At 58.2% G+C, this 21,054-nt stretch carries 21 protein-coding genes and 1 tRNA gene; 10 read left to right on the forward strand and 12 right to left on the reverse strand.

Translation table 11 applies throughout. From position 1 onward, the window contains the following. Position 1 precedes the first annotated feature (1 nt). The 5 genes from ACR0I0_RS20015 (at position 2) to ACR0I0_RS20035 (ending at position 5,396) form a co-directional block, all read left to right on the forward strand. On the forward strand, positions 2-709 hold the full coding sequence (locus ACR0I0_RS20015) for an ATP12 family chaperone protein (protein ID WP_210093294.1): 708 nt from the start codon (positions 2-4) through the stop codon (positions 707-709). A 205-nt stretch (positions 710-914) separates the two neighbouring features. Continuing rightward, positions 915-1,931, forward strand: a complete 1,017-nt coding sequence (locus ACR0I0_RS20020; protein WP_171724225.1) for an amino acid ABC transporter substrate-binding protein — start codon at positions 915-917, stop codon at positions 1,929-1,931. A 126-nt stretch (positions 1,932-2,057) separates the two neighbouring features. Next, positions 2,058-3,290: an amino acid ABC transporter permease gene (locus ACR0I0_RS20025; RefSeq protein WP_209834588.1), complete on the forward strand. Its 1,233-nt coding sequence runs from the start codon at positions 2,058-2,060 to the stop codon at positions 3,288-3,290. A gap of 3 nt (positions 3,291-3,293) precedes the next feature. Beyond that, complete coding sequence (locus ACR0I0_RS20030) at positions 3,294-4,592, forward strand: amino acid ABC transporter permease (RefSeq protein WP_171205993.1); 1,299 nt, start codon at positions 3,294-3,296, stop codon at positions 4,590-4,592. A 12-nt stretch (positions 4,593-4,604) separates the two neighbouring features. Next, positions 4,605-5,396, forward strand: coding sequence for an amino acid ABC transporter ATP-binding protein (locus ACR0I0_RS20035; protein ID WP_171724223.1), 792 nt, complete (start codon positions 4,605-4,607; stop codon positions 5,394-5,396). A gap of 49 nt (positions 5,397-5,445) precedes the next feature. Here ACR0I0_RS20035 and ACR0I0_RS20040 read toward each other — a convergent pair whose 3' ends face one another. The 12 genes from ACR0I0_RS20040 to rpmH all read right to left on the reverse strand — a co-directional run bounded on the left by ACR0I0_RS20040 (position 5,446) and on the right by rpmH (position 15,957). Beyond that, positions 5,446-5,943 carry a SixA phosphatase family protein gene (locus ACR0I0_RS20040; protein WP_480492611.1) on the reverse strand — a complete coding sequence of 166 codons (498 nt, stop codon included), beginning with the start codon at positions 5,941-5,943 and terminating at the stop codon, positions 5,446-5,448. Continuing rightward, positions 5,940-6,626, reverse strand: coding sequence for a ferredoxin (locus ACR0I0_RS20045; protein WP_480492612.1), 687 nt, complete (start codon positions 6,624-6,626; stop codon positions 5,940-5,942). The genes ACR0I0_RS20040 and ACR0I0_RS20045 overlap by 4 nt, the downstream gene beginning before the upstream one ends. Positions 6,627-6,650: 24 nt before the next feature. Further along, complete coding sequence (argB, locus tag ACR0I0_RS20050; protein ID WP_171119631.1) at positions 6,651-7,514, reverse strand: acetylglutamate kinase; 864 nt, start codon at positions 7,512-7,514, stop codon at positions 6,651-6,653. Between the two features lie 60 nt (positions 7,515-7,574). Next, positions 7,575-8,228 (reverse strand): ribosome biogenesis GTP-binding protein YihA/YsxC, encoded by a 654-nt coding sequence (yihA, locus tag ACR0I0_RS20055; RefSeq protein WP_152456923.1) that lies wholly within the window; start codon positions 8,226-8,228, stop codon positions 7,575-7,577. After that, positions 8,225-8,962, reverse strand: a complete 738-nt coding sequence (locus ACR0I0_RS20060; RefSeq protein ID WP_171724219.1) for an MOSC domain-containing protein — start codon at positions 8,960-8,962, stop codon at positions 8,225-8,227. Before ACR0I0_RS20060 ends, yihA begins: the two co-directional genes overlap by 4 nt. Then, a complete protein-coding gene (gene yidC / locus ACR0I0_RS20065) occupies positions 8,959-10,788 on the reverse strand; it encodes a membrane protein insertase YidC (protein WP_480492613.1) in 1,830 nt (609 codons plus the stop codon). Before yidC ends, ACR0I0_RS20060 begins: the two co-directional genes overlap by 4 nt. A gap of 126 nt (positions 10,789-10,914) precedes the next feature. Then, a complete protein-coding gene (locus ACR0I0_RS20070) occupies positions 10,915-12,447 on the reverse strand; it encodes a putative bifunctional diguanylate cyclase/phosphodiesterase (protein ID WP_480492614.1) in 1,533 nt (510 codons plus the stop codon). A 61-nt stretch (positions 12,448-12,508) separates the two neighbouring features. Continuing rightward, on the reverse strand, positions 12,509-13,402 hold the full coding sequence (ttcA, locus tag ACR0I0_RS20075) for a tRNA 2-thiocytidine(32) synthetase TtcA (protein ID WP_209834576.1): 894 nt from the start codon (positions 13,400-13,402) through the stop codon (positions 12,509-12,511). 43 nt (positions 13,403-13,445) lie between these two features. Continuing rightward, a complete protein-coding gene (locus ACR0I0_RS20080; protein ID WP_480492615.1) occupies positions 13,446-15,062 on the reverse strand; it encodes an acyl-CoA dehydrogenase family protein in 1,617 nt (538 codons plus the stop codon). A gap of 67 nt (positions 15,063-15,129) precedes the next feature. Then, complete coding sequence (gene yidD, locus ACR0I0_RS20085) at positions 15,130-15,375, reverse strand: membrane protein insertion efficiency factor YidD (RefSeq protein ID WP_152456928.1); 246 nt, start codon at positions 15,373-15,375, stop codon at positions 15,130-15,132. Beyond that, entirely contained in the window at positions 15,372-15,797 is a 426-nt protein-coding gene (rnpA, locus tag ACR0I0_RS20090) for a ribonuclease P protein component (protein ID WP_171634743.1), read from the reverse strand. The genes yidD and rnpA overlap by 4 nt, the downstream gene beginning before the upstream one ends. A gap of 25 nt (positions 15,798-15,822) precedes the next feature. Beyond that, entirely contained in the window at positions 15,823-15,957 is a 135-nt protein-coding gene (gene rpmH / locus ACR0I0_RS20095; protein WP_005980833.1) for a 50S ribosomal protein L34, read from the reverse strand. 295 nt (positions 15,958-16,252) lie between these two features. On the opposite strand from rpmH, the gene ACR0I0_RS20100 reads away from it, so the two are divergent. From ACR0I0_RS20100 to ACR0I0_RS20120, 5 genes are all read left to right on the forward strand, one after another. Then, positions 16,253-16,984: a TVP38/TMEM64 family protein gene (locus ACR0I0_RS20100; RefSeq protein WP_152456930.1), complete on the forward strand. Its 732-nt coding sequence runs from the start codon at positions 16,253-16,255 to the stop codon at positions 16,982-16,984. 3 nt (positions 16,985-16,987) lie between these two features. Continuing rightward, positions 16,988-18,406, forward strand: a complete 1,419-nt coding sequence (locus tag ACR0I0_RS20105; protein ID WP_480492616.1) for a dihydrolipoyl dehydrogenase family protein — start codon at positions 16,988-16,990, stop codon at positions 18,404-18,406. A gap of 18 nt (positions 18,407-18,424) precedes the next feature. Further along, positions 18,425-19,807, forward strand: a complete 1,383-nt coding sequence (locus ACR0I0_RS20110; RefSeq protein ID WP_253284979.1) for a sensor histidine kinase — start codon at positions 18,425-18,427, stop codon at positions 19,805-19,807. Between the two features lie 64 nt (positions 19,808-19,871). Then, a tRNA-Arg gene (locus tag ACR0I0_RS20115) sits at positions 19,872-19,948 on the forward strand. Between the two features lie 651 nt (positions 19,949-20,599). Beyond that, positions 20,600-20,992: a hypothetical protein gene (locus ACR0I0_RS20120; RefSeq protein WP_480492617.1), complete on the forward strand. Its 393-nt coding sequence runs from the start codon at positions 20,600-20,602 to the stop codon at positions 20,990-20,992. Positions 20,993-21,054 lie beyond the last annotated feature (62 nt).

The following is a 21,054-nucleotide window of genomic DNA, read 5'->3' on the forward strand; positions in this document are numbered from 1 at the left end:
GATGAGTGACTGGAAACCGAAACGCTTCTGGAAGGACAGCACCGTTGTCGCGGTTGATGGCGGCTTCACCGTCGAACTGGATGGCCGCAGGGTCAAAACACCCGCCAAGGCAGACCTGATCCTGCCAACCCGCCCCATGGCCGAAGCGGTGGCAGGGGAATGGGATGCGCAGGAAAAAGAGGTTGATCCTGCCGTGATGCCGTTCACCCGTTCTGCCAATGCAGCGATTGACAAAGTCCGCATCCAGCACGGGGAAGTGGCCGACATGCTGGCCGATTACGGCGATTCCGATTTATTGTGTTATCGCGCAACCCACCCGCAGGAGTTGCAGGATCGTCAGTGCTCCGAATGGGATCCCGCCCTGGATTGGGCCGAGACCGCGCTGTCTGCCCGTCTGGTTCCGGTTGCGGGCGTCCTGCATCAACCGCAGCCGGAATCCGCCCTGGCGACATTGCGTTCTCGGGTGCACGGGCTGGATGCGTTCCAACTGGCCGCTTTCCACGATCTTGTCAGTTTGTCGGGGTCATTGATTCTTGGCTTTGCGGCCGCCATGAACTGGCGCAAACCGGACGAGATATGGCGCATTTCAAGATTGGATGAAACCTGGCAGATCGAACAATGGGGCCATGACGAAGAAGCCCATCAGGTCGCCGAGGCCAAGAAAGCGGCCTTTATGCATGCCAAACGCTTCTTTGACATATCGGTTTGATCCTAAATTCCGGTTTTTTGAGCAGATCTGTAAACAGCTTGGGGCCTGATCCATCGTTTTCGATGATCCGGCCCTTGACGTTTGTTTATGAATACGCCCAAACTCAGTGCCACTAAAGGGGAGACACCTTTGGGGTAACCTATCCGGCATCCACTTGCCGGGCAGAGCCGTCTCGGACGGGGCGGAAAATCAGGAAGAGGTAAAAATGAAAAAATCCGTAATCTTGGGCGCGGCAACGATTGCCGGTCTTGCTGCTGGCGCAGCCATGGCAGGGACCGTTGACGACGTTAAAGCACGCGGCAAGCTGAATTGTGGTGTGACCACCGGTCTGGTTGGTTTTGCTGCGCCCGACGCCAATGGCGAATGGCAGGGCTTTGACGTATCGCTGTGCCGCGCCGTTGCTGCTGCTGTTCTGGGCGACGCCAACGCCGTTGAATTCGTTCCGACCACTGGTAAGACACGTTTTACCGCTCTGGCCTCGGGCGAGATCGACATGCTGGCAAGAAACACCACCTGGACCTTCAGCCGCGACGTCGACCTGAAGTTCGAATTCACTGGTGTGAACTACTATGACGGTCAGGGCTTCATGGTTCCCAAGGCGCTGGGCGTCAGCTCGGCCAAGGAACTGGACGGCGCCCGTGTCTGCATCCAGACCGGTACCACCACCGAGCTGAACCTGGCCGATTTCTTCCGTGCCAACAACATCAGCTACGAGCCGGTTCCGATCGAAACCAACGCCGAAGCGCAGCAGCAGTACCTGGCCGGTGCATGTGACGTTTACACCACTGATGCTTCGGGCCTGGCCGCAACCCGCGCCACCTTCGAAGCGCCGGACGAGCACATCCTGCTGCCCGAGATCATCTCGAAAGAGCCGCTGGGCCCGCTGGTCCGTCATGGCGATCACGAGTGGGGCGACGTTGTCCGCTGGACGCTGAACGCACTGATTTCGGCTGAAGAGCTGGGCGTGACCTCGGCAAATATCGACGAACTGAGCGCCGGCACCGACAACCCGGAAATCAACCGCCTGCTGGGTACAGAAGGCACTCTGGGTGAAATGCTGGGTCTGGACGCTGACTGGGCGGCCAAAGCGATCAAAGCTGGCGGCAACTATGGTGAAGTGTTTGCCAAGAACATCGGTGAGGAAACTCCGATCGGTCTGGCGCGGGGCCTGAACGCACAGTGGACCGAAGGCGGCCTGCTGTACTCGCCGCCGTTCCGTTAAGGCATCAATGGAAGAGGGCGCGGGGCAACCTGCGCCCTTTTCTACAATAAATTGCTGCGGGCAGATGCAGAGCGGGGAAAACCTCGCCGAAATGAAACAGCTCGCAAGCCACGGGGATCCCAAAATATGTCGACTATGACTGACCCACCGAAAGCTGATTTTCGGTTGTCTATGCTCATAAACGATACCCGCTATCGCTCTCTTACATTTCAGGTGATTGCGGCCATCGTCATTGCGCTTTCCATCTGGTATCTGGGCAACAACCTGATCCAGAACCTCAGGGCCGCAGGGCTCAATATTTCCTATGCTTTCCTCGGCGATTCAGCCGGGTACGACATCAACCAGCGTCTTGTTGAATATGACAGTCAGTCATCGCATGCACGCGCGGCACTTGTCGGTTTGCTGAACACACTGCTTGTGGCCTTTCTGGCCTGTATCACCGCAACTGTTTTCGGTGTGATCGCGGGTGTTCTGAGACTGTCGAACAACTGGCTCGTGTCGAAGCTGATGGCCGTGTATGTCGAGATCTTCCGGAACATCCCGGTTCTGATCTGGATCATCATCATCTTCACGATCATGACGGCCGTGCTGCCGGCGCCAAGCGCGTTCCGGGGGGAAAACCCGACGTCTTCAATGCTGTTTGGGTCCTTTGCCTTTACCAATCGGGGCATCTATTTTCCGCGTCCCGAATTCGCCAATGGCCTGTTTGCATCGACAGCCCTGAACTGGTTGCTGGTCATCGCCATCCTGATCGGATCGTGGTTCGTCAGTGGCGAAGTTGAAAAACGCGCAACCAAGAAGCAGGAAGAAACCGGCGAGCGCCCCGCAACACTGTTGCCGAAACTGGCAATCTGGCTGGTGCCTTTTGTGCTGTTGATGGTCATCATGGGCCTGACCTGGGATGTCCCCGAACTGAAGCGCTTTAACTTCAGCGGTGGAATGAATGCCGGCGGCCCCCTGATTGCGCTGTGGTTTGCCCTGTCGATCTATACCGGTGCCTTTATCGCGGAAAACGTGCGTGCGGGTATTCAGGCGATCAGCAAAGGTCAGACCGAGGCTGCCGCCGCGCTGGGCTTGCGTCAGGGACGGATCATGAAACTGGTCATCCTGCCCCAGGCATTGCGGGTCATCATCCCGCCGCTGATCTCGCAGTATCTGAATATCACCAAGAACTCGTCTCTCGCGATTGCCGTTGGCTATGCGGATATCACCGCAACACTGGGTGGTATTACTCTGAACCAGACCGGCCGGGCGATTGAATGCGTTCTTCTGCTGATGTTGTTCTACCTCACGGCCTCGCTGCTGATTTCGACGGGGATGAACATCTACAACGCTTCCGTCAAGCTGAAGGAGCGCTGAGCCATGAGCGATCAAGCAACAAACCCGATCGCCTTCGTGGCCGAAGGCACCATCCCGCCCTCACCGCCGCCGGCAAATGAGACCGGCGTCATCAAATGGCTGCGCGAGAATCTGTTTTCAGGGGTCGTCAACTCGATCCTGACAGTTCTGTCGCTGATCCTGATCTACATTCTTCTCAAGAATACCTTGCCATGGATTCTGAACGGAGTGTGGAATGCCAACTCGCTCGCGGAATGCCGCGAGATTCTGGGGGACAAGACCGGAGCCTGTTTCGCGGTTCTGACGGAACGCTGGCCGCAGCTGATCTATGGGTTCAAGTACCCCGTCGATGCCTATTGGCGGCCGAACCTGGCCTTTGTGCTGATGCTGGTGGCGATTGCGCCGGTGCTGTTCTTTGACTTGCCTCGCAAGATGCTGTTGTTCACTGCGGTCTATCCCTTCCTGGCTTTCTGGCTGATCTGGGGTGGCACGATCCTCGTGCCTCTGGTTGCGCTTGTTGGCTGCATGGCCGCCGGTGGTGTCTTCCAGAAGCTGGGCAACAACAACTTTGCCGCCGGGTTCTTCGGAGCGATTGTGACGGCACTGGTCATCTGGAACGTCGGAGGGGCCCTGATCCCGGAAGGCGCATCAGAAAACGCGTGGCTGACGGCCGTTCCCAGCCGTGATTTGGGCGGTTTCATGCTGAACATGATGCTGGGCGTGACCTGTGTGTCGCTGTCGGTACCACTTGGGATCGCACTGGCCTTGGGGCGACAGTCGAACATGCCGCTGATCAAGTGGGTCTGCGTCATCTTCATCGAGTTCATCCGCGGCGTGCCTCTGATCACGCTGCTGTTCGTGGCTTCGGTGATGCTGGCCTATTTCTTCCCGCCTGACAGCACGGTCGACCTGTTCCTGCGCGTTGTGATCATGATCACCATGTTCTCGTCCGCCTATATCGCCGAGGTGATCCGCGGCGGTCTGGCAGCGCTTCCGCGCGGGCAGTACGAGGCCGCAGACAGTCTTGGGTTGGATTATCCGCAGGCGATGCGGCTTATCATCCTGCCGCAGGCGCTGAAGATCTCGATCCCCGGGATCGTGAACGTGGCCGTGGGCCTGTTCAAGGATACGACACTGGTTTCGGTCATTTCGATGTTCGATCTGGTGGGTATGATCCGGGGACCCATCCTGGCGTCGACTGAATGGAACGGCGTCTACTGGGAGCTTCTGGGCTTTGCCGCGCTTCTGTTCTTCGTCGTCTGTTACGGCATCTCTCAATATTCTCAGTGGCTCGAGCGTCGCCTTGCCACAGATCATCGTTAAGGAGTTCAACACATGTCTGAACTTGCAATTGACCGCGAAATCGACCGCTCCAAGATGCAGGTGAGCGACGAGGTCGCCATCGAAATCAACAACATGAACAAGTGGTACGGGTCCTTCCACGTGCTGCGCGACATCAATCTGACCGTCAATCAGGGCGAGCGGATCGTGATCGCGGGCCCGTCAGGGTCGGGCAAATCCACCCTGATCCGCTGCCTGAACGCACTGGAAGAACACCAGCAAGGCAAGATCGTGGTGGACGGGATCGAGCTGTCGAATGACCTGAAGAACATCGACAAGATCCGGTCCGAGGTTGGAATGGTGTTCCAGCACTTCAACCTGTTCCCGCATCTGACCATTCTGGAAAACTGTACGCTGGCCCCGATCTGGGTGCGCAAGACGCCCAAGAAAGAGGCTGAAGAGAGGGCGATGCATTTCCTGGAAAAGGTCAAAATCCCTGAACAGGCCGACAAGTATCCCGGTCAGCTTTCAGGTGGTCAGCAGCAGCGTGTCGCGATTGCCCGCTCACTGTGCATGATGCCACGGATCATGTTGTTCGATGAACCGACATCGGCGCTGGACCCCGAGATGATCAAAGAGGTGCTCGACACCATGATCGAACTGGCCGAAGAAGGTATGACCATGCTGTGCGTGACGCACGAGATGGGCTTTGCCCGTCAGGTCGCCAACCGCGTGATCTTCATGGATGCCGGTCAGATCGTGGAACAGAATGAACCCGAAGAGTTCTTCAACAACCCGCAAAGCGAGCGGACCAAACTGTTCCTGAGCCAGATTCTGGGTCACTGACCTGCACAAAGGCTGAATGAATGAAGGCGGGGTATTGCCCCGCCTTTTTCTATTCGATCAACTCACGCGGGATGGTGAACCCCAGCACTGTCCCGGTTTGCCATCGGACCTCGGCCCAGCTGTTTATTTCGAACGACATGACGGTTGTTGCACAGGTTGGATAATCGAAAAAGCGTGTATGATTTGGCGATTGCCGCACCAGACGGTTGGCAAAATCGGCGATCCCGGGATTGTGGCCCAGCATCAAAACAGCCGGTTCCGTAGCACCTGAAAGTTCCCGCAGCATGACCATTGAATCAGCGTGGTAGAGCGCGCTGTGAAAGCTGACTTTATCGGCCTGCAAACCCATGCGATCCCATGTCTCGCGGGTGCGGGTTGATGTAGAGCTTAGGACTTCATCCGGCAACCAGCCGTGGTGACGCAACCAAGCAGCGATGGCCGGGGCTGACTTTCGTCCACGCTTGTTCAGCGGGCGGTCATGATCGCCAAGACCCGGGCTATCCCAGCTGGATTTCGCATGACGTGTCAGGATCAGAATTCGGGTCATGACGGATGAAAGGCTTTCATGTGATGGGCCGATTGTTCCGGGTCGCGTCCTGCGCCCGCGCTCAGAGGGCAGGCAAGGCGGGCCAGACACCCGCCCGCCATACAGGTCTGACCTTCAGCAGTGCCCAGATGGTCGTGGCATGCAGCGACGTCATAGAACTCCTGCGCGTTCAGCGCACTGACCGGACAGGTCGTCGTGCAAGGCGCGGCGCAGGTTTCGCAAGGCGACACGCCGGAAGGGGTTGGGATGGCGAACTCTTTGGCAAAATGCAGTGCGCCCCGATAGGAAATCATCATCCCAACGGTATCATGCACCAATGCCCCGACCGGGCTGCTGAACGTTCGCCCAGACTTGAGTGCCCAGTCAATGAATGGCGTGTACGGAGGGCCGCCGAACGGGAAATACGCCTGTGCGCCGAGCCTTTCGGCCATCTGACCGACGACCCTTTTCGACCATCGGTCAACGGGGTCGGCCCGGTGCCATTCCGGTGAGGCTTTCAGTACGGGCCAGAATTCCGGCCCGACCCCCAACAGGATCAGCGTGCCGGTTTCGAGGTCTTTGGCTGCAACGTGGCGAGGATGCAGTGCGCCCATGACCAACAAACCAGTATCAAGGGCGGCGTTTTCAACCTGTTCATAGGGCGTCGCGTCAGGATCAGAGGAAGGCTGTGCAAGATGTGTCATGTCTCCTCCTCCTCTCTTGCGGGGTCAGTCCGGGCGTATCAGCGACCCGGCCCCATGTTCGGTGAACAGCTCCAGCAGCACGGCATTGGGTGCGCGCCCATCAAGTATGACGACAGCCCGAACGCCGCTGTGCAGGGCGTCCAGTGCGGTTTCTGTCTTGGGTATCATACCGCCTGCAATGGTGCCTTCGCGGGTCATTTCCCTTATCTGACCGGCTTTGAGTTCGGTCACGACATCGCCCGCCGCGTTCTTGACACCGGAAACATCCGTCAGCAGCAACAGACGGTCTGCCTTGAGCGAAGAAGCGATTGCTCCGGCTGCCGTGTCGCCATTGACGTTGAATGTTTCACCGTCGCGGCCTGCACCAAGCGGGGCGATGACCGGGATTACGTCATGTGAAAACAGATCATGCAGGATCTTCGGATTCATCTCGGCAGGAGTGCCGACAAAGCCCAGCGACGCATCCGTCTGATCGCAGACCATCAGGCCTGCGTCCTTGCCAGACAGGCCTACGGCTGATCCGCCCTGATCATTGATCGCCTGTACGATGCGCTTGTTCACGAGCCCGGACAGAACCATTTCGACCACTTCAACCGTGGCCTTGTCGGTCACTCGCTTGCCGTTCACGAATTCGGATTGAATGTCCAACTTGCCCAGCATTGCATTGATCATCGGACCACCGCCGTGGACGACCACCGGGTTCACACCCACCTGGCGCATCAGAACCACGTCCCGGGCAAAGCTCTCCATCGCCTCGTCGCTGCCCATGGCGTGTCCGCCAAGTTTGATGACGACGATGGCTCCGTCATAGCGCTGCAGATAGGGCAGGGCGCTGTTGAGTGTGGCTGCGGTGGCGATCCAGTCCCGGTTCATATCTCGTGTCTTCATTGCTAAAGTCCTTCTGGAAAACCGTGTTAGGACCTTTGCCCCACGCTGCCAAGGGTGAAGCTATTCCAGATGCGCAATGATGGACCGCAGGGTCGCGATGCCGTCACCCTTTTCGGAAGAGGTAAGCACGATTTCCGGAAATGCCGCGGGATGTTTGGACAACGCGGCCCGGGTTTGTTCCAGAACCTTTTCACGATCCTTGGCTTTGACCTTGTCTGCCTTGGTCAGAACGCATTGAAATGTCACGGCGCTGGTGTCCAGCAACTTCATAATTTCGTCATCGACCGGTTTCACCCCGTGGCGCGAGTCGATCAGGACAAAGGCGCGGCGCAGTGTCTGGCGCCCGCTGAGATATTGTTTCAGCAGCTTCTGCCACTTCTCGACCACTTTCACCGGGGCGTTTGCATAGCCATAGCCCGGCAGGTCCACGAGATAGAGTTCAGGGCCTTGGGTGAAAAAGTTGATCTCTTGCGTGCGGCCGGGCGTGTTGGATGCGCGGGCCAGACCCTTCGTGCCGGTCAAGGCATTGATCAGGCTGGATTTGCCCACGTTCGAACGCCCCGCAAAACAGACTTCCAACCGGTCAGGTGCGGGCAGGCCATTCATGGCGACAACGCCTTTGACGAACTCGGACGGGCCTGCAAACAGCTTGCGGCCTCGCTCCAGGGCGAATTCATCCGGGTCTTCGGCCAGGGGGAAGGGAAGCGTGGTCATAGCACCTGCACCTCATCGTTGACGCGGATTTCGCCGCCCTGAACGACCTCGGCGTAAACGCCGAAATCCTGATGGTCCCAGCTGTTCAGGGCGCGCAGGGTGTCTGCGTCCCTCTCACCGGTTTCGGGATTGGCGGTGGTGGCCATACATCGCGTGATCCGCTCGCGGACGCGAAGCACGGCCTCGCCAATGCGCAGGTCCCGGCCCAGCCAGTCAAACTCATCCCACAACGGCAGACCTTCGAACCAGATATTGCCGCGCCACCGAACAATGGACAGAGTCTGGCCCAGCTTCTGTTCGACTGCGCGATGCGATGCCATGTTGCACAGGCTGATCGATGGAAAGTCGCTGTCCGTCATACCGCGCCCCGGAACCCGAACGATCCGGGCAGATGCAGCGCGGTCCGCCGGCATAAGTGGCTTTACCCAGTCCAGAAAAGCTTCTTGTTCGGTGTCCGGCGCAACGCTGAGATCCGGTCGCTGCGGGTGGCGCAATGTAACCCGGTCGCCCTGCAATTCGGCCGAAATGGCCATCAACTGAGGCGCTTTTGAACCGCGGCTGAAATTGAAACAGGGTGCCCATTCCGAACCATCGGTTTTGGCGGCCTCATGAGCGACCGCCCAAACGCGATCCCCGGGCATGGTCTGCCCGGGGATGAGTGTGACTTGGCTCAGGGCTTCTCGCCCATGGCTTTTGATCGGGTGGCGCCAAAGGCTTGAGACCGTTCCGCTCATTTGTTGTCCGTTTTTGGCGTCCGCTTGAAACCGGACTTTATGTTTCCGAATACATCCGGCTTATAGCCCTGGCTGCGCATGATCAGATATTGCTGTGTGAACGTGATCGTGTTGTTCGCGATCCAGTACACGACCAGACCACTGGCGAAACCACCCAGCATGAACATGAAGACCCAAGGCATCCAGGCAAAGATCATGGCCTGCGTCGGATCGGTTGGCGCCGGGTTCAGTTTCTGCTGCAACCACATCGAAATACCCAGCAGCAGCGGCAGAATACCGATGAAGATCAGCGCCATCAGGCTGTCAGGTTGCGGCCCGGCCCATGGCAGCCAGCCAAAGAAGTTGAAGATCGAGGTTGGATCAGGTGCGCTCAGGTCCCGGAACGGGCCGAACCATGGGGCCTGACGCAGTTCGATCGTCACGAAAATTACCTTGTACAGCGAGAAGAAGATCGGAATCTGCAACAGAATAGGCAAGCAGCCTGCGGCAGGGTTCACCTTTTCCTTTTTGTACAGCTCCATCATGCCCTGCTGCATTTTCTGGCGATCATCGCCTGCGGCTTCTTTTAGGGCCTCCATTTGCGGCTGCAATTCCTTCATCTTTGCCATCGAGACGTAGGACTTGAAGGCAAGCGGGAACAGGATGGCCTTTATGATCAGCGTCAGGCCGATGATCGACCAGCCCATGTTTCCAATCAGGGCATTGATGTTGTGCAGCAGCCAGAAGATCGGCTTGGTCAGGAAGTAGAACCAACCCCAGTCGATGCTGTCGATGAACTTCTGAACACCTTCCGCCTGATACTCCCGGATGGTTTCCCACTCCTTGGCACCGGCGAACAGTCTGGTCGTGACCTCTTCCGTTGTACCGGGCGCGACTGTCAGTGTCGGCAGCACCGTTTCCGTTTGATAAATGTTGCGACGTGAATCGTATTTGGCAGCTGCCTTGAACGCTGCACCCTCGGCCGGGATCAGGGTGGTCATCCAGTAGTGATCCGTGAACCCAATCCAGCCGCCTTCTTTGACCTGATAGACCTCGGCCTGTGCGCGTTCATTGGGGTCGATATCGAAATCGCGCACATCGCCATAGTCGATCTCATCCAGAACGCCGTCAGCCATGACCATGACGCCTTCGTGAAGAATAAAGAAGTTCTTCAGGCCCGGCAGGTCACCGTCTTCGCCCATGCCGTGGCGTGCCAGAATGCCGTAGGGGGCCATGCCGACCTCGGCGTCGGTGGTGTTCTCGACCGACTGGGTGACCGAGAACATATAGTCTTCATCCACGGCAATGGTGCGGCGGAAGGTGAGGCCGTTACCATTGTCCCAAGCCAGCGTGATCGGAGTGTCAACACCCAGAGTTTCGCCCTGCTCAAGCGTCCAAAGAGTGTTCGGGCCGGGAACGTCCGTGACCGACAGGCCCGCGCCGGGGGCCCAGCCATAAAGCGCATAATAGGCAGAGTCACTTCCAACCGGGGACAGAAGTTCGACGATCGGAGAATCCTTAGCCAGTGAAACCTTGTAATCCTTCAGCGACAGCTCATCAATTCGGCCACCGGCAAGCGACAGGCTGCCCGTCAGGCGGGGCGTGTCGATGCTGACGCGGGGCGCCTCGGGTTCGGCTTCGGCTTCAGTGGCGCTTGCAGTTGCTTCGCCGACCGTTCCGGTATCAGCGGCGCTGGGCGTCTGAACCTCATTCCCTTCGATGCTGGCGATTTCAGCCTGTTCCGTGGTTGGCGTCTGTTCCGGCGGAGGGAACAGCACGAACCAGACCAGGATCACGAGAAAGCTGAGCACGGTTGCGAGGATGAGATTCTTGTTCTGATCGTCCATCTGGGACAGCCACCTTGAGCAGTGAAAGACACCCGCAGGGTTCAACAGAGTGCAGGCCCAAAGGTCAAGCGGAATCGCTCGTTATTTCGTCACGGATTGGTCTTCTGTGGCGCAGTTTCCGGTTCTTCAGCCCGTTTGCCGCCCGATTTTGGGCATTCCGTCGATCTTGTCGCGATGAGACGTGATCCAGTCCTCGGTTTTTTCGAAAGGCATGGGCTTGCCGATGCCAAACCCCTGAACATGGTCACATCCCAATTGCGCCATCAAAGCGTGTTCTCCGGGCGTCTCGACGCCTTCAGCAAGGGTTTCCAGATTCAGCCGTTCTGCCATGGTCAGAATTGCGCTGGCCAACTGCTGCTGGCTTGGGTCCTGGTCCGCCTTTGTCACGAAAGAACGGTCGATTTTGATCCGGGACACGTTGAACCGCTTGATTGAAGCGATCGAGGCATGCCCTGTGCCGAAATCGTCCAGATCGATACAGCACCCCATCGCGGCCAAGCCCGTGACATTGCGGGTGATTACGTCATCCGGTCCTCTGGAAAACACGGTCTCCAATACTTCGACCGCCAATCTGTCCGGGGTCAGATCGCATTGATCCAATTCCCATTTCAGGCGGTCGATCAGCCCCGGGTCGCGCAATTCGTCCGACGAGAAGTTGATGCCGATGCGTGGTACGGTCAGACCGGCGCGATCCCATTCGCGCATTGCGCAAAAGGCGTGATGCCGCATCGCCTGTCCCAGTTTGCCCATCAACTCTGCCTGTTCGGCAAAGGGCAGAAAGATATTGGGGCCCAGCACTCCCTTTGCCGGGTGTTCCCAGCGGGCCAGAGCCTCGAACCCGGACACACGCCCGGTATCCGTCGAGATCTGCGGTTGAAACCATGGTCTAATTTCACCGCTTTCCAGCGCCGCATCAAATTCCTTGCGCAGATTGGTTCTGACCTGAGCTCGGCGACGTGTTTCGGACGAAAAGGCACGAATCGTTGACGGCCCGTTTTGCTGTGCTTCTTGCAGCGCGTTGTTAGCAGCGTTGCACCAGTCTTTCGCGGTGCCGTCGGGGACATTGCTGCTGAGGCAGAAACCGATGGAGCAGGACATGTAAACTCCGGTTCCGTTCAGCATGATGGGGTCTTCGACCGCGGATTGTATTCGTCCCGACATCTGAATGCAGGTTTCCAGATCAAGCTGTTGCGTCGGGTGCAGAACAACCATCATCTTGTTTCCATCGATCCGGGTTGCGGTGTCACTGGAGCGGATCATGGACATGATGCGCAAACAGAATTGCTGCGCCACATGGTTCGCTGCTGCTTGGCCATGCAGATCGAGCATTTGCATATAGTCGTCCAGGATCACAGCGAAACAGGCCGACGTTTCACCTTTGCGGCGACTATCCCAGAGCACCTCAGCCAGAACGGTTTCGAACTGGTCATTCGGTAGCAGGCCACCCTGTTGCCGTTTCCTGTCTGCCGGGTTGGGGGCCATTGCGCCTATACCGGCAATCATCAGGGGCAAGCCCAGGGCCACCGCGACCAAAGCGCGTTCACCGCCAAGCCAGAACGCCCCCAGGCTTGTTGCCGGAACAAAGGCCAGAAAGGCTGGGCCGTATGCCACGTTTCCAAAAGCTTCAATAATACGGTCGACGAAAGGATGATTCCGCATCGGGTCCTGACCTTGGGCATGAATGGTATGCCGAGCCTAGGAAACCAGTCTGAGTCAGTCGTTAACGCAGCAGCGGTATTTCTTCCAAATTTTCCGATTTTTCGTCAGAGTTTACCGAAAGATTAACAAAATCAAAGAGTTTCGCATCCAACAGGTGCGACGGGCGCGCATTTGTTAACGCGCGGAACATAACCTGACGCCGACCCGGGCTGTTCTTTTCCCATTGATCGAGAATCTGTTTGACCTGCTGCCGTTGCAGCCCGTCCTGACTGCCGCACAAATCGCAGGGGATGATCGGATACTGCATGGCCTTGGCAAATTTCTCGCAGTCGGCTTCGGCGACGTGGGCAAGCGGGCGAAAGACAAAAAGATCCCCCTCTTCATTCACTAGTTTCGGTGGCATGGTGGCCAGTCGGCCTCCGTGGAAGAGGTTCATGAAAAACGTTTCGAGAATATCGTCGCGGTGGTGGCCCAGCACGACGGCGGAACAGCCTTCTTCCCGGGCAATGCGATACAGGTTGCCGCGGCGCAGTCGCGAGCACAGGGCGCAATATGTTCGGCCCTGCGGGACCTTGTCCATCACAACAGAGTATGTGTCCTGATACTCGATCCTGTGTGGCACGCCCATGCGGTCCAGAAACTCTGGCAGGACCGTTGCTGGAAATCCGGGTTGTCCCTGATCCAGATTGCAAGCCAGAAGATCGACAGGCAGCAATCCGCGCCATTTGAGTTCGTAGAGGACGGCCAGCAGCGTATAACTGTCCTTGCCGCCCGACAGGCAGACAAGCCAACGCGGCGGTGTGCCGTCCTTGTCATGGGCGGACGGGTCAACCATCCCGTATTGTTCGATCGCTTCGCGGGTCTGGCGCACGATGCGTTTGCGCAGTTTCTTGAACTCGGTGGTCGAGGGCGCGCCGGCAAAGAGCGGGTGGATATCGTCTGCATCATCAAACATGCGCAGCCCCTACAGCAGATGGCGCAACCGGGCAAGTGGCGGGTCAGCCAAGCCGCGCCAGCAGGGCGCCGGTATCCAACCCGGCTACTGCTCCGGGAATGCGGCCGCTGTCATCGGAAAGACGTGTGGCAACAAAGCCGTCAGCCACAGCGCTGGGCGCATGGCGCAGCAATTGCGAGGCCGTCAGCAGCAGTGCCGTACGTTCAGCGTACCAGCGCGCTTCGGCCTCGGGCGGAAGACCGGGCCAGCGGTTGCGATGCGCGGTCAAAGCTGCGTCATACCTTCTGTCCGTGCCTCGTACCGCATCCAACTCGGCCCCCAGAACCTCGGCGGCCAGCGGCTCACGCGTCAGGGTGCGCAGGATATCGAGGCAGATCACATTGCCTGACCCCTCCCAGATGCTGTTCAGGGGCGCTTCACGATAGATCAGGGGCAAGGGCGTGTCTTCGACGTACCCCATGCCGCCCAGCACTTCCATCGCTTCGACGACGACGACCGGGCAACGCTTGTTGTTCAGGAACTTGGCCAATGCGACACCGATCCGGGCAAAGGCCTTGTCTTCGGGTGTCTGGCCGTCAAATGCCTGCGCCACACGCATTCCCAAGGTCACAGCGCCTTCCCAGTCCAGAACAAGGTCGGACAGGACCGCACGCATCAGCGGTTGATCAATCAATCGGCGCTGAAATGCGCTGCGGTGTTCCACCCAATGATGCGCTGCGCTGAGCGCGGCACGCATCAGCCCGGCCGGTGCCATGGCTGTATCAAGCCGCGTGTGGTGCACCATTTCCAGTATGGTGCGCACGCCCGCGCCTTCTTCGCCCAACTGATAGGCCAGCGCGTCATGATACTCGATTTCCGAGGATGCGTTGGATTTGTTGCCCAGCTTGTCTTTCAGGCGCATCAGGTGGATCGCATTGCGTTCGCCTTCGAGCCAGCGGGGCACCAGAAAACAGGTCAACCCGCCGGGCGCCTGCGCCAGTGTCAGGAACCCATCCGACATTGGCGCGGAACAGAACCACTTGTGCCCTCGCAAGCGCCAATGATCCCCGTCGCGTGCCGCAATGGTCGTATTGGCGCGTATGTCCGAACCGCCCTGTTTTTCGGTCATCGCCATCCCCAGCGTCGCGCTGGTCTTTTGACCGATCGGTTCCTTCGAAGGATCATAGTGGCGGGCCATGAGTTTTGGCTGCCAGAGCGAGGCAATGTGTTCATTGGCGGCCAGTGCAGGGATTGCTGCATAGGTCATGGTCATCGGGCAGCAATGCCCGGGTTCGACCTGTCCGGCCAAATAGACCATCGCCGCATGGGTCGCATGCCCTCCGGGTTGTCCATCCCAGGCCAGTGCGGCATAGCCCGCCGATTGGCTGATCTGCATCATCTGATGATAGGCCGGGTGAAACCGCACCTCGTCCAGGCGCCTGCCGCCGGGATCGAACAGCCGCAGCTCTGGCAAATGCCGGTTGGCTTCCCGACCCAGTTCCCGCGTTTCTTCGGTTCCGAGTGTTTTGCCATATGCCGCCAGCTCCAAAGCGCGCGCGCCCGCTGTCTTTGCTGCGTCTTGTAGGACCGGATCGGACAGCCAAAGATCGGTGCCGCCGCGCGTGGGCGGTTGGTTCAGGACATCGTGGGTTGGCAGGGTGTCGCGCGCTGGGGATTTCATAGGGACCTCGGGTTGTGCAGGTCCAACTGTTCAGGCGCGGCACTTGCCGGTCAAGTCTGACGAGGGGTCAGGACGAAGGGTCGTTATGCTTGTCGTCAGGTACCGGATCATATCCGTCGCCGCCCCAAGGGTGGCAACGGCAGATCCGGTGAGCGGCCAAGTAGGATCCTTTGACCGCCCCGTGTTTCTCCAGCGCCTCAAGCGCATAGGCGGAACAGGTGGGTTGGTAGCGACAGTTGAAACCGACCCATGGGCTGAAGATCAGCCGATACGCCCGAACAGGCAGGGCGACGATATGGGACAGGAAGGTCATTTTTCAGCCGCATGCACCTTGCGGAGCGCATAGCGCAGGTCGTCCAACAATGCGTCATAGGGGCGGTTGGCGGTAACTTCGGCACGGCCGATCAGAACGTAATCCCACCCGTCGCGGCCGGCTTCGGGCAACACGGCCCGCGCGGCTTCGCGCAGACGGCGCTTGGCGCGGTTGCGGGCCACGGCATTGCCCACTTTTTTCGAGCAGGTGAACCCCACGCGAATCCCGATGCCCTCGCCGAGGCCACGCTTGCGGGCCTGCACCATCATCGAAGACGTGCCTTGTCGGCGGGCACGCGCCGCTTTCAGAAAGTCGGACCGTTTCTTGAGAACGGTCAGGGGTGCAGATGCACAAACGGACGCCGCCGGGGGCTTGTTCCCGGGGTGGTTCCTACCAACCTCAGGGGCCTCCGGCGGCGTCATGTTCATAACCTGATCGGTGAGCGGTTTACGCGCTCAGCGATTTGCGGCCGCGTGCGCGGCGTGCATTCAGGATCTTGCGGCCGGCCTTAGTGGCCATGCGCGCGCGGAAACCGTGGCGGCGTTTGCGAACCAGGTTCGAAGGCTGATAGGTGCGTTTCATCGCTCCGTCTCCAATCTATGCGGTCGGGTGCGGCGCGGATTCGCCTGCCCGTGGTGTTCGAAGCCCGTCCTCTACTGCCAAGCGGGGGGTAAGTCAAACCCCAACGGCCAGGTTTTCGCAGCTTTTGCAACAATTCTGTAACCGGCAACGGCAAAAGGTTTCAAAATACCCGTTTATCGCCGAAATTCCTCACATTCGGTGCCACAAAGATCAAGGCCCCGTGATCCCCCTATTGCTGGCCCGTCAGTCAGCGCATCTTGGGCACAAGATGAAGCACAAAGAACCGGAAAATCTGATGTCCGACACAAGCCAGGCGCCGCGCAACGGTTTCGCACGCCACATTCCGCTGCTTGTAATCCTGAGCGTAGCCGTTGTCGGCTTTTTCACGCTTGGGGATTACCTGACTTTCGAGACCTTGCGGGACAATCGCGAGGCGCTTCTGGCGTGGCGGGACGGTCACTATTGGATCATGGCAGCCGCTTTTGTCGCCATATACATCGTCATAGTGGCCTTTTCACTGCCCGGTGCCGCGGTGGCTTCGATGACGGGCGGTTTTCTTTTCGGTCTTTTTGCGGGAACTGTTTTCAATGTCGTGTCCGCCACCATCGGTGCGTCGGCGATCTTTCTGGCGGCGCGCTGGGGCTTGGGCGAAGCCCTGACGTCGCGCCTGGAATCATCAGAAGGCACGGTCAGAAAACTGAAGGACGGTCTGCGGGAAAACGAAATCTCGGTGTTGTTTCTGCTGCGTCTGGTGCCGGTGGTGCCGTTCTTTGTTGCCAATCTCGTGCCGGCTTTGGTCGGTGTGAAGTTCCGCAATTTTCTTTTGACGACCGCGCTGGGCATCATTCCCGGAGGTATCGTGTACACTTGGATCGGGGTCGGTCTGGGCGGTGTATTCGACCGTGGGGAAACGCCTGATGTTTCGTTGCTGTGGGAACCGTTCGTGATCGGGCCGATTATCGGGTTGTGTATATTGGCCGCCTTGCCCATCGTTTTCAAAGCACTGCGCGCGAAAAGAGGCACCTGAACCATGAAAGAGTTGAAAACCGACCTCCTGGTCATTGGCGCCGGGTCCGGAGGATTGTCCGTCGCCGCGGGTGCCAGCCAGATGGGCGCGGATGTTGTCCTGCTGGAAGGGCACAAGATGGGTGGGGATTGCCTGAATTTCGGCTGTGTCCCGTCGAAGGCGCTGATCGCAAGCGGCAAAGCGGCCCATGCTCAGGCGCATTCCGTTCGTTTTGGCATCGCTGATACAATCCCTCAGGTCGACTACGCCGCAGTAAAGGATCATGTTCATGATGTGATCGCGCAGATCGAACCGATGGACAGCCAGCAGCGGTTCGAAGGCTTCGGCGTGACGGTCATTCGCGAATATGGCACGTTCATATCCCCTGAAAAGGTGCAGGCCGGGGATCATGTCATCTGTGCACGTCGCATCGTCATCGCGACCGGTTCATCACCGCTGGTGCCGCCGATTCCGGGGTTGGACACGGTGCCCTATTATACGAACGAAACCATCTTTGACTTGAGAGAGCGGCCAGATCACCTGCTGATCATCGGGGGCGGCCCGATCGGGATGGAGATGGCGCAGGCCCATATACGCCTCGGCAGCAAGGTGACGGTCGTCGAAGGGTTCAAAGCCTTGGGCAAAGACGATCCCGAGGCTGCCTCCGTGGTGCTGGATACCCTGCGCAGTGAAGGCGTGGACATCCGGGAAAACGCCATGATCGCTCAGGTGCGCGGAACAGAGGGCGCTGTGGAGGTCGTTGCCGAAAACGGTGAAATTCACCGGGGCTCTCATCTTTTGATCGCTGCCGGTCGCAAAGCCAATATCGAGCGTCTGAACCTGGAAGCAGCCGGAATTGAACGCACAAAAACCGGCATCAGAACGGATGACGCGTTGCGCACGGCCAATCGCCGCGTCTATTCGATCGGAGATGTAACGGGTGGCCTGCAATTCACCCATGTTGCAGGGTATCATGCAGGTGTCATCATTCGTTCGGCCCTGTTCGGTCTGCCGTCCAGGGCGAAAACGGCACATATCCCTTGGGCCACCTATACGGATCCAGAGCTGGCCCAGGTCGGACTGACCGAAGCTCAGGCCCGCGAGGCGCATGGAGAAAAGCTCGAAATCGCCCGCTTTGACTATCTCCACAATGACCGGGCGATTGCCGAGCGCAAAACCAAAGGCTTCGTCAAGGTCATGGTCGTGAAAGGCCGACCCGTCGGCGCCACAATCGTCGGGCATCAGGCGGGTGAGTTGATCAACTTGTGGTCGTTGGCTTTGGCCAATAACCTGAAGATGGGGCAGATCGCCGCCATGGTTTCACCCTATCCGACGATCGGAGAGCTTAACAAACGTGTGGCGGGTGCTTATTTCTCGCCAAGGCTGTTTGAGAATCAGACAGTTAAACGAGTGGTCCGGTTCGTCCAGCGCTGGATTCCCTGACCTGAGGAGGGGCGCAAATTGAACTCGCTTTCGGGCCGATTTCTGATCCTGACGACGGTCTTCGTCATGTTGGCCGAGGTTCTGATCTTTGTCCCGTCGATCGCCCGGTTCCGCGAGGACTTTCTGCTGAACAGGCTCGAACGCGCGCAGATCGCCTCGCTGGCTTTGCTGGCGGACGACATGCTGGCCGAAGATCTTGAGGCAGAACTGCTGGAAAACGCAGGCGTCTACAATGTCGTGTTGCGACGGGATGAGGTTCGGCAACTGATGCTGTCGTCGCCGATTCCCGATCCAATCGCCGACACGTTCGATTTGCGGGATGCAAGCCCCTGGATTCTGATCCGGGATGCGATTAGCCGCTTTCTCAAACCCGAAAACGAAGTCATCCGGGTCATCGGAGAACCGGTCAAGGGGGCGGGCCTTCTGATCGAAGTCACCATGGATAGCATGCCGTTGCGAATGGCGATGATTGACTACGGGTTGCGTATTCTCGGTCTGTCCTTTGTGATCTCCATCATCACAGCGTTTTTTCTGTTTCTCGCCGTGCGCGTCGTACTTGTGCGGCCCATCAAAAGCGTTGTCGGCTACATGCAACGCTATGCCAGTGCGCCAGAGGACGCGCGTGGCATAATCTCGCCGAACTCGAAGGTGACGGAGTTGCGAGAGGCCGAGGAGGCACTGAAGATGCTGCAAACGGACCTGACCCAGGCGCTCAAGCAGCGGGAAAGGCTGGCGCAGCTTGGGGGGGCCGTCGCCAAAGTCAGCCATGACTTGCGCAATATCCTGACGTCGGCGCAGCTGTTTACCGACCGGATCGAGGCCAGCGATGATCCGCTGGTGCGGCGGATGGCGCCGAAACTGGTGAATTCCATCACCCGGGCCGTGTCCCTTTGTGAAAGCACATTGGCCTTTGGCCGCGCGGAAGAACCCGCGCCCACTCTGACTATGGTTCCGATCCGCGCAATCGCGGCGGATGTCGCGGCCAGCGAACAACTCGCCGTCGCGGATGCCTGCGTCGAAATCGTGAACGAAGTGCCGGACGCGCTTGTGGCCCGCGCCGACCCCGAACAATTGTACCGCGTCATCATGAACCTCGTGCGCAACGCAAGACAGGCTCTGGTTGCCTCGGGAAAACCTGGCCGGATTACGATTGCGGGGTGTGAATACGACGATGCTTGGTGCATCGAAATCCGCGACACGGGGCCGGGTCTTCCCCCCAAGGCGCGCGAAAACCTGTTTACACCTTTTCAGGGTGGGGTCCGAAAGGGTGGCTCGGGTCTGGGGCTGGCAATCTCGCAGGAGCTGGTGCGCGGCCATGGCGGGGACCTGGTTTTGAAAGAGACCGGACCCGAGGGAACAGTCTTTGAAATCAGCCTTCCGCGCGGGGATATGACATTTTGATTTTTTTTTGAAGAATCGGCTTGCACGTCTCGGGCAGCAGGTCTAAACACCGCCTCACCAACGCGGACCGATAGCTCAGCTGGATAGAGTACTTGACTACGAATCAAGGGGTCGGGGGTTCGAATCCTCCTCGGTCCGCCACTGGTTTCCTGTTGAACGTCACAAGAACCTGACCCAACCGTCATAGTTGGACCAGAAAAGCAGTGAACGTTCGACGTCAGAAGACGACCCCAACCTTGGACATCACTTGAATTTGACCTTTGCGTCATCAACTAACACGCCCCCCCCATTTCATACTTCCGCAGACAATTTGGTCTGATCTGACCCCCTCTTGGGAAATCAGAGCTGATTTGTAGGTCAGACAGCGAAGCTGCCTGTTCCTGCTAATCTGCCACGTGGCGAACGCGGGAGGGGGCGAGGCAACGCTATTCGACAGGGGTGGTGCGGCCCGCAGGCACAGCCGAGGACACGGCCCTGTCTAAAAGGGTTGCCCGAGGGGGAAGGCAGCGCTCTCACCCTGACGGCCAGAGGCGTTTGGCTTGTCCAAATCCCGCTGGCCCACGAAGGAAAAGTAAGGGGAAAGAGGGTCCGCCGCCCTTTGCGATTGTATCATTTTGTCAAACTGCAAAAAGCAATAGGGCCACCAAGCCGACATTCGCCGCGTGAGCGAAATTCGATGACGGGCAAATTGACTCTGTGTAGTCCTATCTACCGTTTGAGAGCTGCAGCCTCTTCGGTCTCAAGTTCAAACCACACTTTCTGAGAGGACAAAAATACCGTAGCGTTGGTTTTATGATTTTTATCAAGTTGGCAAGAAATGTTTGTTGGATTTGTGGAACAGCGGAAAACCTTACTGGCGAACACAAAATCAAGAAAAGCGATCTAACCAAGAACGCGACAGGAAAGCCCACGGTCTGGAGAAGCTTCAAAGGAGAAGAAAAACCGATCCAAGGTTTGAACTCTCGCCTCTTAAAATTTGAAAACTCGATCTGTGCTACCTGCAATAACCAGGTCACACAACCTGCGGACCGCGCGTATGAAAAGTTTCAGGATACGCAAAGCCAAGTAATGGAAGAGAAACTGAGCGACGGCATCGACGTAATTGACGTCGTCCTGGAAGATCAAACTGAACTGTCTCGATATTTCGCGAAGCATTTAGGGTCAGGACTCATAACCAATAAATGACGGTTGCGGCGAGGGCGATGGCGGAGAGGAAGACCTTCGGGCATCTGTCGTATCTGGTCGCC

The organism is Ruegeria sp. AG6 (genome assembly GCF_056541565.1).

Excerpts from the sequence above, each read along its gene's own strand:
- ttcA (WP_209834576.1), bottom strand. The coding sequence starts at position 13,402 with ATGTTTGATGATGCAGACGATATCCACCCGCTCTTTGCCGGCGCGCCC.
- yihA (WP_152456923.1), bottom strand. The coding sequence starts at position 8,228 with ATGACCACGCTTCCCTTCCCCCTGGCCGAAGACCCGGATGAATTCGCC.
- ACR0I0_RS20060 (WP_171724219.1), bottom strand. The coding sequence starts at position 8,962 with ATGAGCGGAACGGTCTCAAGCCTTTGGCGCCACCCGATCAAAAGCCAT.
- ACR0I0_RS20015 (WP_210093294.1), top strand. The coding sequence starts at position 2 with ATGAGTGACTGGAAACCGAAACGCTTCTGGAAGGACAGCACCGTTGTC.
- yidD (WP_152456928.1), bottom strand. The coding sequence starts at position 15,375 with ATGACCTTCCTGTCCCATATCGTCGCCCTGCCTGTTCGGGCGTATCGG.
- ACR0I0_RS20080 (WP_480492615.1), bottom strand. The coding sequence starts at position 15,062 with ATGAAATCCCCAGCGCGCGACACCCTGCCAACCCACGATGTCCTGAAC.
- ACR0I0_RS20120 (WP_480492617.1), top strand. The coding sequence starts at position 20,600 with ATGATTTTTATCAAGTTGGCAAGAAATGTTTGTTGGATTTGTGGAACA.
- ACR0I0_RS20035 (WP_171724223.1), top strand. The coding sequence starts at position 4,605 with ATGTCTGAACTTGCAATTGACCGCGAAATCGACCGCTCCAAGATGCAG.
- ACR0I0_RS20045 (WP_480492612.1), bottom strand. The coding sequence starts at position 6,626 with ATGACACATCTTGCACAGCCTTCCTCTGATCCTGACGCGACGCCCTAT.
- ACR0I0_RS20070 (WP_480492614.1), bottom strand. The coding sequence starts at position 12,447 with ATGCGGAATCATCCTTTCGTCGACCGTATTATTGAAGCTTTTGGAAAC.
- argB (WP_171119631.1), bottom strand. The coding sequence starts at position 7,514 with ATGAAGACACGAGATATGAACCGGGACTGGATCGCCACCGCAGCCACA.
- ACR0I0_RS20025 (WP_209834588.1), top strand. The coding sequence starts at position 2,058 with ATGTCGACTATGACTGACCCACCGAAAGCTGATTTTCGGTTGTCTATG.
- ACR0I0_RS20105 (WP_480492616.1), top strand. The coding sequence starts at position 16,988 with ATGAAAGAGTTGAAAACCGACCTCCTGGTCATTGGCGCCGGGTCCGGA.
- rpmH (WP_005980833.1), bottom strand. The coding sequence starts at position 15,957 with ATGAAACGCACCTATCAGCCTTCGAACCTGGTTCGCAAACGCCGCCAC.
- rnpA (WP_171634743.1), bottom strand. The coding sequence starts at position 15,797 with ATGACGCCGCCGGAGGCCCCTGAGGTTGGTAGGAACCACCCCGGGAAC.
- ACR0I0_RS20030 (WP_171205993.1), top strand. The coding sequence starts at position 3,294 with ATGAGCGATCAAGCAACAAACCCGATCGCCTTCGTGGCCGAAGGCACC.
- ACR0I0_RS20100 (WP_152456930.1), top strand. The coding sequence starts at position 16,253 with ATGTCCGACACAAGCCAGGCGCCGCGCAACGGTTTCGCACGCCACATT.
- ACR0I0_RS20020 (WP_171724225.1), top strand. The coding sequence starts at position 915 with ATGAAAAAATCCGTAATCTTGGGCGCGGCAACGATTGCCGGTCTTGCT.
- yidC (WP_480492613.1), bottom strand. The coding sequence starts at position 10,788 with ATGGACGATCAGAACAAGAATCTCATCCTCGCAACCGTGCTCAGCTTT.
- ACR0I0_RS20040 (WP_480492611.1), bottom strand. The coding sequence starts at position 5,943 with ATGACCCGAATTCTGATCCTGACACGTCATGCGAAATCCAGCTGGGAT.